The following is a 13,631-nucleotide window of genomic DNA, read 5'->3' on the forward strand; positions in this document are numbered from 1 at the left end:
AATGAACAACGAAGCAATGATGAACCGCGCAAAGCAGCTGGTGGTGGACTACTTTAACGCCCATGTGGACGTGACTGACGGCAAGAAGCTGACGATGGAGGACGTGTTCATCGTATGGTTCAGCAAAACTCTGCAGAACTGGAAGGCCCTGGTGAGCACCACCGTATCGGACGGGATGTATTACGAGATCACCCACAACGGCGACAAGGGTGAGACCTATGTGGACGTCTACAAGAAGTGGGATAACAAGTGCGTCCCGGACTAAAAGCATAAAGCGCAAAAAGGAGAACAGATGGAAAGTATACTGACCTCGGTGAAGAAGCTCCTTGGGATGACCGAGGAGTATGCTGTGTTCGACACTGACCTGATCATGCACATCAACAGTGTGTTCATGATCCTGAACCAGATGGGCGTCGGGCCGAAGGATGCGTTCTGCATTACGGACGCGACGGCGACGTGGAGCGATTTTGCGGGGAACGGGCCGACCTTGCAGCAGTCAAGAGTTATGTAGCGCTGAAGGTGCGGCTGCTGTTTGACCCGCCGCAGAGCTCGGTAACAATGGACGCCATCAAGAACCAGATCAGCGAGCTGGAATGGCGGCTTTATGTTGCATGCGACAAGGAGGCAGAGGAATGAGACGGCTTTTATTCTCGGTGAGCGGGCAGAGCCTGCGCAAAGAAGGAAGCTTTGCCGGTGTGATCGCCGGAACGAAGGGATATTTGCTCTGCCACTTTGGCATGGCGGAACAGGACTGGCTGGGCGCCAAGAAGATCGCGCTGTTCAATGACCAGTACCCGGCGGCAGTGAACGATGCCGGTGAGTGCATGGTGCCGGACGAAGTGACGGACGGCAAGAGCATCAAGGTGGCGCTGATCGGCCAGAACGGAGTGACCCGCATCAAGACAAACCCGGTATTGATCGAGCAGGTGAGAGCATGACGACGGTAGACGAACTTTTTGCAGCAATGGACGCCCCAAAGGTTGACCGGGTGATCCTGACCATTGATGAGAATCTGCGCATCATCGACATCCCGAACCTTGCCGTCGTGATCGGTGCAGAGGGCGACAAGGATGTGAACCGGCTCTACTTCAAAATGGATCGGCTTTACCGCGGGACGGACCTGGCGGCGTTTACGCCCCGCATCAACTACATCAATGCCGCGGGTAAGAACTATTACTATGATGCCACCGACCTGACCGTTGAGGGCGACAGCCTGACGTTTTCCTGGCTGATCCGCGCGCAGGCGGCCGAGGTGAGCGGCACGGTGGAGTTCAGCGTGTGTATGCGGCAGTATGCTGAGAAGGAGCTGGTGGCGGAATTTAACACCACGACGTCTTCGATGAAGTGCCTGAAGAGCATCCACAAGGAAGATGCGAAAAACGATTCGGTCTATTCCGGAACATTTGCGGTGCTGGACGAGGCGATCTTCGACGAGGCGCTGCTTGGATAAAGACGATGAGAGGTGCAAAACATGGACTATCAGAAACACAATTTCAGGTCAGGGCAGCGCCTTTATGCTTCCCAGCTCAATGGCATGGACGATGCCATCCTTGAGCTTGCAGAAGAGATGAAGAATGCCAGTGGTCTTTCGATTGGCACGGTGACCACCGGTGCACAGGCCGCAGCAAGCATTCAGGATGGTAAACTGAACCTTGTGTTCCCCGTGACGAACACGGGCGGCGGAAGCGGCATCTCGGATGCAGCAAAGCGTTACATTCTGGCCCTGTTTGAGAATGCCGCCTACAAAAACGGCACGATGCAGGCGACCTACAATGCTCTGAAAGCAGAATGGGGGATGGGGTCCGGAACTACCGTCACGCCCAGCCAGCCGGGAACACCGGATACCCCCAGCGATACGCTGCCGACTCCGCTCTATAAGCTGGCCGCGCAGAAGACCTTTGTACAATCCAAGAAAGAGTTCATCGACACTGGGCTGAAGCTGTTCGAAACCGTGAACGATGCCATGGAGCTGACATTGCTTGCGACGTTCTCGGTCGCGGCGGGTACATACACCGGCAGCTCTCCGGCTGTGCTGTTCGACTGCTTCAATGGTGGTGGCAACGATCAGCGCGGTGTCATGGGTTGCACCTGGGACAAAGGCAATTTCGGTGTCAACGTCTATCATTCTTCCAGCGTATCGAATACTCTGGTGGACAACACCAAGCTGCAGCTGGCCATTCAGATCAAGGGTGGCACATACCGCACGACCCAGAACGGAACATTTGGGGCCTGGAACAGCATCTCGAATTACGGGACCGGCAAGACAGTCTCCAAGAGCCTGCTCATCGGCGCTTCGTGGACCGACGCCAACGACGTCGAAGTCGCTGGCAAGTCCCGTTTCTTTGTCGGTACGGTGTACGACTTCCAGGTATATAACAAGGTGCTGACGGATACGCAGGTCAAGACCCTGCTGGCGGAAGGACTTGGTGGCAGCACTGTCACGCCCAGTCAGCCTGAAACCCCCAGCAACGGCCTGCCGACGCCGCGGTATAAGCTGGCAGCTCCGAAGACTTTTGTACCGGCCAACAAGGCATTTATCGACACCGGGATCAAGCCGTTCGCAGCCATCGACACCGGCATGAATCTGACAGTGTACGCCACCTTTACGGTGGCTGACAGTGCAGTTAATACGGTGACAGTTTTACTTGATTGCTTCAGCGATCTCACCAACGATCAGAGAGGCATCATGGTTGCAACATGGACCAACGGAACCGTGGGCATGAACATGTTCACCTATGGCAGTCACTTTGTCAAGATCGAATCCGGGAAGAAACTGAAGTTTCTGCTCCAGATCAAGGGAACGCAGTTCCGGTTCCTGTCGTACGGTTCCATGACCGAATGGAAGAACATCCCGAACTATGCCGCGAACAAGACCGTAGATCGTTCGCTGATCCTTGGTGCTTCGTGGACCGCCAGCTCAGACGAAACTACGGACGGCAAGGCACGTTTCTTCAATGGCACGGTGTACGACTTCCAGGTATTCGACACGGCGCTGACCGACGCACAGATCACGACCCTGATGGAGGCAAACTGATATGGTATACGACCTGAATGGCACCACCCTGAGCACAGGCGGCAGCGGGATGCTGAACGTGCTGGACTATGGCTTCAAGGGAGACGGCACCACCGACAACCTGGCCGCGTTCCACGCGCTCATCGCCGCACACCCGGCCGAGACGCTGTTTTTCCCGAAGGGCGTCTATGCCTTTTCCGGCAAGCTGGTGCTCGACCTCTGCTACATGGTGCTCGACAACGCTGAGTTGAAGTGCACGGCGGCCACCAAAGTGAACCGCTTTATCGAGATCCGCGGCAAGATGACCCCGCCTGAAACGCCCCAACAGGACATGTTCATCCGGGGCAACGGTAAAGTCAACGCGAACTTCAAGGCAGACGACTGCATCGCCGTGGCACGGCAGAAATGCACCCTGATCGACCACATCTCCATCCAAAACTTCCAGCGGTACGGCATCTGCGGCAAATTCAACGACGCTTCGATGACCAACAGCGACGGCCAGACGGAAGGCAACCTCTCGTATGAGCTGATGGTGCGCAACTGTCTGATCGAGACGTCGCTGATCTATCCGGATGCAGTGGGCATCTACGACACCGGCGACTCCATGTACACCGATATCGTCATCATGAACGTGAAGACGGCGCTCTCGTGCAACGGCAGCAGCATCTTTCACAACGTTCACGCCTGGTGCTTCGATTTCAATTACAGCGACAACGACACCAAGAAGGCCCTGCTGGAGAACACGGTCTTTGCGTACATTCGCGTGAATGGCCCCCGCTTCTCGGACTGCTACTGCGACACCTACCAGAGAGGATTCAAATTCTACGACGGGCGGACCCTTGCCTATATCACGAACTTCAGATGGTATATTGCTGCTGAAACCTGGCCCACCGGCCTGACGGCCTATGTCTTCCCGGCCAACCCGACCGGGCAGGCAATGTACAAGGTCTTTGGCGCGGACATCAACGGTTCGGGCGTGACCAAGTTCAGCGATGTGGACCTGAGCAAGCAGACGAACTGCCGCTGGTACGGCATCGTGCACAACCTGAGCGACGCGCCAAGCACGCTGCAATAACGAAGGAGCATAAATCATGGCACTCTCGAACACGGCCACGCCGATCTACTACGGCCGCTTTCGGGAGGCCGTGATGCGTGGCGAGATTCCGGTCTGCCGGGAAATCTCCATGGAGATGAACCGGATCGACGACCTGATCGCAAACCCCGGCATCTGGTACGATGACAAGGCAGTGAACGGCTTTATCGCATTCTGCGAGGACGAGCTGACCCTGACCGACGGCACCGATGTGAAGATGTTAGAGAGCTTCAAGCTGTGGGCGGAGGAGATCTTCGGCTGGTACTACTTCGTGGAGCGGAGCGTCTTTGTGCCGAACGAGCACGGTGCGGGCGGGCACTATGAGACTCGGCGCATCAAGAAACGGCTGGTGACGAAGCAGTATCTCATCATCACCCGTTCGGCGGCAAAGACGATGTATCTGGAGTTTTTGCAAGCCTATTTCCTGACGGCATACACCACGACGACCCAGCAGCTGACGACCGCCCCGACCATGAAACAGGCCGAAGAGGTGCTGGCCCCGATGCGCACCGCGCTGGCGCGGGCAAAAGGCCCTGTGCTGAAGTTCATGACCGAAGGCAGTTTGCAGAACACGACAGGCGCGAAGGCCGACCGCGTCAAGATGGCCAGCACAAAGAAGGGCATCGAGAACTTCCTGACGAACAGCCTGCTGGAAGTGCGCCCGATGACCATTGAGAAATTGCAGGGACGGCGCGACACGGTGGCGACCGTGGACGAGTGGCTCTCGTGCGATATCCGGGAAGACCCCATCGGCGCCATTGAGCAGGGTGCGGCCAAGAACGAGAACTACCTTATCGTGGCGGCAAGCTCGGAAGGCACCGTGCGTAACGGCTGCGGCGATGACATCAAAATGGAGTTGATGCAGATCCTGAAAGGGGAGTACATCAACCCGCATGTGAGCATCTGGTACTACAAGCTGGACTCCCTCGACGAGGTGGGGCAGCCGGAGATGTGGCTGAAGGCAAACCCGAATCTGGGCAAGACCGTGAGCTACGAGACCTACCAGCTGGACGTGGAGCGCGCCGAGAAATCGCCCAGCGCCCGGAACGACATTCTGGCCAAGCGGTTCAACCTGCCGATGGAAGGATACACCTATTTCTTCCCTTACGAGGAGACGCTGTGCCACCGCCACCGGAATTACTGGCAGATGCCATGCGCGATGGGAGCAGACCTTTCGATGGGCGACGACTTCTGTTCGTTTACCTTCCTGTTCCCGCTGTCGAACGGATATTTCGGCGTGAAAACGCGGGACTATATCACGAGCTACACCCTGAGCCAGCTGCCGATGAGCCGCCGGAACCAATACGAGGAGTTCATGAACGAAGGGACACTGTTCGTATTCGACGGCACGGTGCTGGACATGATGCAGGTCTACGACGATCTGGACCGGTTCATCCAGGAGAACGAGTACGATGTGCGGGCCCTTGGCTATGACCCCTATAACGCGAAGGAATTCGTGGAGCGGTGGGCGCTGGAGAACGGCAGCTTTGGCATCACCAAGGTGATCCAGGGCGCAAAGACAGAAAGCGTGCCGCTTGGGGAACTGAAGAAGCTGAGCGAACAGCGGAAACTGGTCTTTGACGAAAAACTGATGCAGTTTGCCATGGGAAATTGCATCACGCTGGTGGACACGAACGGAAACCGGAAACTGTACAAGCAGCGGCAGGACCAGAAGATCGACGCCGTAGCGGCCATGATGGACGCCTATGTGGCCTGGAAACTGAACCGGGATGCGTTTGAGTGACTATTTTTGATAGCGTTTATGAGTATATTCCCAACAGTAGTCAAATGCCTCGTCGTCAGTTAAGTCACGACCGAATTTCTGGAAAAAGTCAAGCTTATCGTCATCTGTTATACATTTTCTGTATATGTGAGCGTCTTTTGAGATAGTTTCATTTTCATTTCCATCGAAAAAACGAGTAGCTTTTGGAAGTTTATATTCAACAGGAATTCCGTTTTCGATTACCCAGTTGAACGATGCTCCATACGGTGATTCCCAATAGTGCGGAATCGGGCCATCGAATATACCAGCATCCAAACGTGCTAAAAGATGCCGTTCGGTTTCTGTATAGCGAAAACGTAACTCCGGACAGGGAACGTAATGGCTTGATCCATATCCCCGTAAAGACTCATCCTGCATATACTGCCCGAATTGACGGAGAAACAATAACTTATCTGCATCGGTCACATATTCTTTTGTCACTTGGGGTTTATCATGATGCTCTGGAGATGTTTCAAATCTGACAGGAAGCCCGGAAATGACTACATAGCTTACAATGATACCTTGTTCGTTCTGAAATGGCATGATGACAGTTTCGTTTACAGACGCCAGAATACTGAGCATAGTTTTTTCACGTTTTGTCATGATATACCTTCTTTCCTGAAGAGGAGCCGCTTACTTATTTGATTTCAGTATATCATACGACAGGAACTCTGTAAATTGCCGAAAGGAGCAATTAAATGAACGATTATTGGGAATATCTGGCACATGGCACCAAAGGTCAGGAGCGAAAAGGGCACAAATATTATGCCCGCGTGCCTGTGGGGACCAATAAGCTTGGTTTTACGCAGTACCGCTATTTTTACGATGCACGGGAATATGGTGCGTACATGACCCGGAAAAAGCAGGATAAAACGGCAGCGATCGAATTTCCGTATAAGAAAAAAGACACGAAGACGACCTACTATGTTACTGGCACCGGAAGCACCATGACCGACCAGAAAAAAGTTCAGGGAGATATTGATAAAGCCAGAGGACGTGGGATCGACACAATCCGGACCCCTTCTGACAAGTATGGCGGTATCACTGGTATTTCGGCTGACAGCGCCAGCGTGACAGCACACACCAAAACAAAACACGATTACAAAACCTTGCGCAAGGTAAAACACAATATGCGGAGTGCTGTGAAGAAGGGAAAGTCTAAGGTTGCCGATATCCTCCGGAATTATGCAGACAAGATTGAAAAATGACCGGAGGTGAATAGAAGAGTGCAGGTATACAAGGACGAGCTATACCACTGGGGCATCAAAGGTATGAAGTGGGGCGTGCGGCGGTATCAGAACAAGGACGGCACCCTGACGGCCGCAGGCAAAAAGCACTATGCCGGAGATGGGAACGCCGGTTCAGAAGATGAACCGAAGGTGGAATATGCACCGAAACGCTCCGGCCGGAATGCAGAGGATTACTCGGACGACGAGCTGCGAAGCCGCATCAACCGGCTCCAGATGGAGAAGCAGTACCGCGATCTTCAGGGGCAGACGAACATCCGCGCCGACGACCCGAACAAGGAACTGAAAGCCGAGAAAGAGCGGCTCCAGCTCCAGAAGGACGTGAAGCAGCTGCGGAACGATGTGTACGGCGGGCAGAGCTTTGTGAAAAGCGTGATGAAAGATGCCTCGAAGCAGTTTCTGACCAAGGCGGTTTCCGGTGCGATGAGCTACAGTGCCAAGCAGTTCATCACGAAAGAGCTGAAGAACCCGGAACTGGCGAACGCGATCGTGAGCGGAGGCGCCAGCGGCGGGCAGCAGCAGAAGAAAGACGACGAGAAGAAAGATAATTGACCGGGAGGAAAATCAAAATGGCGCAGACATTTGGCTCCAGGCTGAAGCGGGCCTGGAATGCCTTTACGAACCGGGACCCTCCCGGAAAGAGTTCCTACGGCGGAGGATACAATTACCGGCCCGACCGGGTGCGGCTGAACCGTGGAAATGACCGGACCATCCTGACCGCGATCTATACCCGCATCGCAATGGATGCGGCCAGCATCACCATCAACCATGTAAGGCTCGATGAAAACGGACGCTATGACGAGACCGTTGATTCGGGCCTTAATTCATGCCTGAATCTATCCGGCAACAAAGACCAGACGGGACGTGCTTTGCGGTATGACCTGTTTCTTTCGGTGCTGGACGAAGGCGTGGTGGCGCTGGTGCCGGTGGACGTTGACACTGATCCGAAGACCGGGGACGTGACGATCGAATCCATGCGGGTGGGCAAGATCAAGGAATGGTACCCCGACGACGTGCGGCTGGAAGTGTACAACGACCGGACCGGACAGCGGGAGGAACTGACCCTGCCGAAAGCGCAGGTGGCCATCATCGAGAACCCGTTCTATGCTGTGATGAACGAGCCGAACAGCACCGTTCAGCGGCTCATCCGGAAACTGAACCTGATGGACGTGGTGGATGACCAGCTGGGCAGCGGCAAGCTCGACCTCATCATCCAGCTGCCTTACATCGTCAAGAGCGAAGCCCGGAAGAAACAGGCCGAAGACCGCCGCGCCGAGATCGAACGGCAGCTGGCGGGAAGCAAATACGGCATCGCGTACACCGACGGCACTGAACACATCACGCAGTTGAACCGCAGTCTCGAAAACAACCTTCTGAAGACCGTGGAATACCTGACGAACATGGCATACAGTCAGTTGGGCATTACACCGGAGATCATGAATGGTACGGCGAACGACACTGTGATGACCAACTACGAGAACCGAACCATTGAACCGTTGGTAGCGGCTGCCGTAGACGAGCTGAAGCGGAAGTTTCTGACCGAGGAAGCGCGGGCAAACGGCGAATCCGTGCTCTATTTCCGCGACCCGTTCAAGCTGGCCCCGGTGAGCATGGTGGCCGAGATGGCGGACAAGTTTACCCGCAACGAGATCATGACGAGCAACGAGTTCCGGCAGATCATCGGCATGAAGCCCTCGAAAGACCCGAATGCGGACAGACTGCGGAATGCGAACATCTCGCAGCCGAACGACAGCGGGGCGGGACACCGTGGAGCGGCTGGTGAATGGGTAGAAAGGAGAAACATTTTTCAAAATGGTGAAGTTTGACTATGATTGCAGCGGCTGGGCGACGAAAGCGAACACCCGCTGTTACGACGGGCTGACCATTGCGCAGGATGCGTTCAAGGAATGCGACGGTAAGGTGGTGCCGATGGTCTACAACCACGACCACAGCGACATCGGCAATGTGATCGGCAAATGCCTGCTGGAAAACCGGCCGGGCGGTGTGTATGCCTATGCGAAGTTCAACGACACGGACACCGGCAAGACCGCAAGAAAGTGCGTGGAGAGCGGCGACCTGAACGCTTTTTCCATCTTCGCAAACGGTTTGCAGAAGGTGGGTAAGACTGTGAAGCACGGTTTCATCCGGGAAGTGAGCCTCGTGCTGGCAGGATGCAACCCCGGCGCACTCATCGACGAGGTGATCAAGCACAGCGCTGATGAGGACTACGAGGGCGGAGAGGCTTTCATCTACAACGACGAAGGTCTGAGCCTGACCCACGGCATAGACCCGGATGGCAACCCGCTGGAGGAACTGGCCCACAGCGGAGACAACGCAAAACAGGAGGAAGCCAAAATGGCGGACGAAAAGAAAGACGGTAAGACGCTCGAACAAGTCTATAACGGCATGACCGACGAGCAGAAAGAATGCTGCCACGCCCTCGTGGGACTGGCCCTGGAGGAGAACGGCGGCGAAGACGACGGTGAGGAGGATGAAACCGTGAAGCAGAATGTTTTTGACAAGGACACCCGCGCAACTGTGCTCCAGCACAACATGGAAGAGATCAACGGCATCATCAAGGGCGCCAAGAGCCACGGTACGCTGAAGCAGGCCTTTGAGGACGCTGGCGTTGACACCGATGAACTGGCCCACAGCATCGACAACATCGACTGGCTGTTCCCGGATGACCACCTGCTCGATAACACGCCCCGCATCATCGAGAAGCCGGATGACTGGGTGAGCAAGGTGATGGGCGGTGTGCATCACATCCCCTTCAGCCGCTTCAAGAGCCAGTTTGCCGATCTGACCGAGGATGAGGCTCGTGCCAAGGGCTACATCAAGGGCAACTTCAAGAAGGAAGAGGTCTTCGGCCTGCTGCGCCGCTCCACCAGCCCCACCACCGTCTACAAGAAGCAGAAGCTGGATCGCGACGATGTGATCGACATCACCAGCTTTGATGTGGTCTCCTGGCTGAAGAACGAGATGCGCTACAAGCTGAACCGGGAACTGGCCCTGAGCTACCTTCTGGGCGACGGCCGCCCCGCAGGCAGCGAGGACAAGATCGACGAGAACTGCATCCGCCCCGTCGTGAATGACGCGGACCTGTTCACCATCAAGATCCAGGTCTCCATTGCCGGTCTGACCAAGATCGAGGACAAGATGCAGGCTACCATCAAGCAGATCCTGCGCAGCCGCAAGAACTACCGTGGCTCTGGTACCCCGACCTTCTTCACCACCGAGGACATTCTGACCGAGATGCTGCTTCTGGAAGATGGCATCGGCCACCCGCTGTATGCAGACGCTGCTGCTCTGGCCCGCAAGCTGCGCGTGAAGGAGATCGTAACCATCCCTGAGATGGAGGGCCGCACCGGCGCCAAGGGTGGCGAGCTGATCGGCGTGATCGTGAACCTGGCCGACTACACCGTGGGTGCCGACAAGGGCGGTGCGGTTGCGATGTTCGACGACTTCGACATCGATTACAACGCCCAGAAGTACCTGATCGAGACCCGCTGCTCCGGCGCACTGGCGGTGCCCTTCAGCGCGATGGCCATCGAGTTTGCTACGTAAAACCGCAGCGAGACGGAGAGGGTTTACGCCGGGCCCTGCGACAGAGGGCAGGCAGAAAGGAATTGAGCTATGCTGAAAACCATTTATGAGACCGGTTATGACCTGCATGTGGCAAACTACGTTGCCTACCTGCACACCGACAAGAAGCTGTATGAGGATGAGGCGCACAAGACCCAGGCAAAGAAGGCCGACGTGGAGAAGGCGTTCAAGCTGGGCCGCCTGCTCGTCATGGGTGCGGACAAGACCTACCTGCCGGTGGCGCTGCTGGCGGCCGGTGTGGTCGTGACCGACGGCACCACCGCTGTGACCTGCACCGCCGCAGATGCCGACCAGACTTGAAGGGCCGCCGTTCTGGACGATGCAGTGCTCGACCGGACGGTGCTGTACTGAACGATTCAAAATGGAGTGAAATGCAATGAGCAAGTGGTTTGGCAAGATCGGATACGCCGAGACGCTGGAGACAGAACCGAGCGTATACGAAGAGACCATGACGGAGCGGGACTACTATGGGGACCTTGTGCGGAACACCCGCCGTTTTGATCTGGGTGACCAGGTGAACGGCGAAACGACGGTGTCGAACCAGCTGAGCATCCTGGCAGACCCCTTTGCGCAGGAGCATTTCTACGCCATGCGGTATGCGACGCTCTATGGCGCAAAGTGGATCATCGACAACGTGGACGTGCAGTTCCCGCGGCTGATCCTGACACTGGGAGGGCAATACCATGGCTGATACCCTGCTGGACCGGCGCCTGGCGCTGGACAAGCTGCTGCGCGCCATTGTGAAAGAGCGGTGCGGGAGCGAGAACGTCTACTACCAGCCGAAGAACGGACTGGCGATGAACTACCCCTGCATCTGCTACAAGCGGAGCAAGATCAGAAATGTCGCTGCGGATGACAACGTTTATCTGCAGCGCTTTTTTATACCCTGACGGTGATCGACCCGAAACCGGACAGCCCGATGGTGCTGGCGGCTTCGCGCCTGCCGAGGTGCGGGCACGACCGGCACTTCGTTTCGGACGGGCTGTATCATGACACATTTACCATCTACTACTAAGGAGGATGAACCTATGGCAAGACTGGAATGGGATAAGACTGGTGAGCGCTTTTACCACACTGGTACCAAGCACGGCGTGCTGTACCCGATGGACAACAAGGGCGCTTACCCCAAGGGCGTGGTCTGGAACGGCCTTACCGCCGTGACCGAGAGCCCCGACGGTGCAGACCTGACCAAGCTGCACGCAGACGATATGGTGTACGCAGGTCTCCGCGCGGCGGAAGAGTTCAAGTACACCATTGAGTCCTATATGTATCCGCCGGAGTTCGAGGCCTGCGACGGCAGCGCGGAGATCGTGCCCGGCGTGACCATCGGCCAGCAGCGCCGTCTGCCCTTCGGCTTCAGCTGGGTGACCAGCATCGGCAACGACACCGTGATGGACGACGATGACGGCTACATCATCCACATCGCATGGAACTCGACCGCTTCCCCCAGCGAGAAGAGCTACGAGACCGTGAACGACAGCCCGGATGCCATCACCTTCAGCTGGGAGTGCGACACCACCCCGGTGAACGTGGCAGGCTACAAGCCCACTGCGCACATGGAGATCAACAGCCTGAAGACCGACCCGGCCAAGCTGAAGGCCCTGGAGGACAAGCTGTACGGCACCGAGAACACCACCGCGTCTCTGCCGACCCCGGACGAGGTCATCGAGCTGCTGAAGGCCGCTGCGTAACCTCTCAGTCTCGCCCCGCTCGCCAGCTCCCCTAATAGGGGAGCCATTGGCAAGGCGGTATTGCGAGTGCTGGACGAAAAAGCCCGACGGGGCGTGAAATGCCGGGCTCCGCGCCAGCGGGCAGGCAGTTATTGAAAGGAGAAAAACCATGATCTGTGAACCCATTACCTACACCGACTTTGACGGTGTGGAGCGCACCGAAAACTTCTACTTCAACCTGACTGAGGCGGAGATCACCGAATGGAGCCTCTCTGTGGAGGGCGGCTTGCAGGAGTACATCGACCGCATCGTGAAGGCGAAGAGCCAGAAGGAGCTGGTGGAACTGTTCAAGACCGTGATCGAGAAGGCCTACGGCGAGAAGAGCGCCGACGGCCGCCGGTTCATGAAGAGCCCGGAGATCTTCGCAAACTTTGCGGCGACCCAGGCATTTTCTGACTTCTACATGTCGCTGGCGACCGACACCGAAAAGGCCACCAAGTTCATCAACGCACTTGCCCCGAATGGCAAGTTCAGCGCAAAGCCCGGTGCAAACCCGGCAGCGCAGGCCGTGCCCGTGACGCTGGCAGTGACCAGCTCTGCACAGGGCTGACCCACATTTGAAACCACAGGGAGATAAGGCGAATGTTTGAGATCACAATTCCCGGCGAGGAGCTCTGGGATGCGAGGCGGGCGGAATTTACCAGCACGAAGGCGGTGACGCTGCGGCTGGAGTATTCGCTTGTCTCCCTGTCCAAATGGGAAAGCAAGTGGCATATCCCGTTTTTCGACGACAGCATCGAAAAGACACCGGAACAGATGCAGGACTTTGTGCGCTGCATGACGGTGACTCAGGGCGTGGACCCGACGGTGTACGCCCGGCTGACGGTGGAAAACCTGAATGCTATTTACCGATATATGGAAGACCCGATGACCGCGACCTGGTTTGCAGGCGAAGGGAGACCGGGCGAAAAAAATCAAAATGGAACCGCAAAGCGCCGCGCAAGAAGGCGGCCGCCCGGCACGGGGAAGGTGCTGACGAGCGAGGTGTTATATTCCCGGATGTTCCAGGCCGGGGTTCCCATTGAATGCGAGCGGTGGCATCTGAACCGCCTGATGACCCTGATCCGGGTCTGTCAGGAAGAGCAGGCTCCGCCCCGGAAGATGAGCCGGAAAGACGCACTGCGCCAGCGCAGAGAGCTGAATGCAGCGCGGATGAAGAAATATGGCGCGAGAGGGTAAT

17 protein-coding genes and 1 pseudogene are annotated in these 13,631 nt (G+C 56.4%); 17 read left to right on the forward strand and 1 reads right to left on the reverse strand.

Annotated features, from left to right (window positions below; translation table 11 throughout):
* The first annotated feature begins 1 nt into the window (after position 1).
* From ACNQFG_RS10960 to ACNQFG_RS10990, 7 genes and pseudogenes are all read left to right on the forward strand, one after another.
* A complete protein-coding gene (locus tag ACNQFG_RS10960; protein WP_118552977.1) occupies positions 2-265 on the forward strand; it encodes a DUF6275 family protein in 264 nt (87 codons plus the stop codon).
* A gap of 66 nt (positions 266-331) precedes the next feature.
* Positions 332-636: pseudogene (locus ACNQFG_RS10965) on the forward strand (phage head-tail connector protein).
* A complete protein-coding gene (locus ACNQFG_RS10970; RefSeq protein WP_118552979.1) occupies positions 633-938 on the forward strand; it encodes a hypothetical protein in 306 nt (101 codons plus the stop codon). The pseudogene ACNQFG_RS10965 and the gene ACNQFG_RS10970 overlap by 4 nt, the downstream one beginning before the upstream one ends.
* Complete coding sequence (locus ACNQFG_RS10975; RefSeq protein ID WP_423404926.1) at positions 935-1,450, forward strand: hypothetical protein; 516 nt, start codon at positions 935-937, stop codon at positions 1,448-1,450. Before ACNQFG_RS10970 ends, ACNQFG_RS10975 begins: the two co-directional genes overlap by 4 nt.
* Positions 1,451-1,471: 21 nt before the next feature.
* Entirely contained in the window at positions 1,472-3,034 is a 1,563-nt protein-coding gene (locus ACNQFG_RS10980; RefSeq protein ID WP_423404927.1) for a hypothetical protein, read from the forward strand.
* A gap of 1 nt (position 3,035) precedes the next feature.
* On the forward strand, positions 3,036-4,088 hold the full coding sequence (locus tag ACNQFG_RS10985) for a glycosyl hydrolase family 28-related protein (RefSeq protein WP_423404928.1): 1,053 nt from the start codon (positions 3,036-3,038) through the stop codon (positions 4,086-4,088).
* A gap of 16 nt (positions 4,089-4,104) precedes the next feature.
* Complete coding sequence (locus ACNQFG_RS10990) at positions 4,105-5,850, forward strand: terminase TerL endonuclease subunit (RefSeq protein WP_423404929.1); 1,746 nt, start codon at positions 4,105-4,107, stop codon at positions 5,848-5,850.
* On the opposite strand, the gene ACNQFG_RS10995 is transcribed toward ACNQFG_RS10990, so the two are convergent.
* Positions 5,851-6,471: a hypothetical protein gene (locus tag ACNQFG_RS10995; RefSeq protein WP_423404930.1), complete on the reverse strand. Its 621-nt coding sequence runs from the start codon at positions 6,469-6,471 to the stop codon at positions 5,851-5,853.
* A 95-nt stretch (positions 6,472-6,566) separates the two neighbouring features.
* Between ACNQFG_RS10995 and ACNQFG_RS11000 the strand changes: the two genes are divergently transcribed.
* From ACNQFG_RS11000 to ACNQFG_RS11045, 10 genes are all read left to right on the forward strand, one after another.
* Positions 6,567-7,076: a hypothetical protein gene (locus tag ACNQFG_RS11000; RefSeq protein ID WP_423404931.1), complete on the forward strand. Its 510-nt coding sequence runs from the start codon at positions 6,567-6,569 to the stop codon at positions 7,074-7,076.
* Positions 7,077-7,094: 18 nt separating this feature from the next.
* A complete protein-coding gene (locus ACNQFG_RS11005; protein ID WP_423404932.1) occupies positions 7,095-7,667 on the forward strand; it encodes a DUF7211 domain-containing protein in 573 nt (190 codons plus the stop codon).
* Positions 7,668-7,684: 17 nt separating this feature from the next.
* Positions 7,685-8,941, forward strand: coding sequence for a phage portal protein (locus ACNQFG_RS11010; protein ID WP_423404933.1), 1,257 nt, complete (start codon positions 7,685-7,687; stop codon positions 8,939-8,941).
* On the forward strand, positions 8,928-10,682 hold the full coding sequence (locus ACNQFG_RS11015; RefSeq protein WP_423404934.1) for a phage major capsid protein: 1,755 nt from the start codon (positions 8,928-8,930) through the stop codon (positions 10,680-10,682). The genes ACNQFG_RS11010 and ACNQFG_RS11015 overlap by 14 nt, the downstream gene beginning before the upstream one ends.
* Positions 10,683-10,751: 69 nt before the next feature.
* Positions 10,752-11,021, forward strand: coding sequence for a hypothetical protein (locus ACNQFG_RS11020; protein ID WP_423404935.1), 270 nt, complete (start codon positions 10,752-10,754; stop codon positions 11,019-11,021).
* Between the two features lie 76 nt (positions 11,022-11,097).
* Positions 11,098-11,412, forward strand: a complete 315-nt coding sequence (locus ACNQFG_RS11025; protein WP_423404936.1) for a DUF7253 family protein — start codon at positions 11,098-11,100, stop codon at positions 11,410-11,412.
* Positions 11,405-11,611, forward strand: coding sequence for a hypothetical protein (locus tag ACNQFG_RS11030; RefSeq protein WP_423404937.1), 207 nt, complete (start codon positions 11,405-11,407; stop codon positions 11,609-11,611). Before ACNQFG_RS11025 ends, ACNQFG_RS11030 begins: the two co-directional genes overlap by 8 nt.
* Before the next feature lie 138 nt (positions 11,612-11,749).
* A complete protein-coding gene (locus ACNQFG_RS11035) occupies positions 11,750-12,412 on the forward strand; it encodes a hypothetical protein (RefSeq protein ID WP_118552993.1) in 663 nt (220 codons plus the stop codon).
* Positions 12,413-12,560: 148 nt separating this feature from the next.
* Positions 12,561-13,001 carry a hypothetical protein gene (locus ACNQFG_RS11040; RefSeq protein ID WP_187116969.1) on the forward strand — a complete coding sequence of 147 codons (441 nt, stop codon included), beginning with the start codon at positions 12,561-12,563 and terminating at the stop codon, positions 12,999-13,001.
* Between the two features lie 32 nt (positions 13,002-13,033).
* A complete protein-coding gene (locus tag ACNQFG_RS11045) occupies positions 13,034-13,630 on the forward strand; it encodes a hypothetical protein (protein WP_118552994.1) in 597 nt (198 codons plus the stop codon).
* Position 13,631 lies beyond the last annotated feature (1 nt).

The organism is Faecalibacterium prausnitzii, from assembly GCF_049532945.1.
Taxonomy (GTDB): domain Bacteria; phylum Bacillota; class Clostridia; order Oscillospirales; family Ruminococcaceae; genus Faecalibacterium; species Faecalibacterium prausnitzii_N.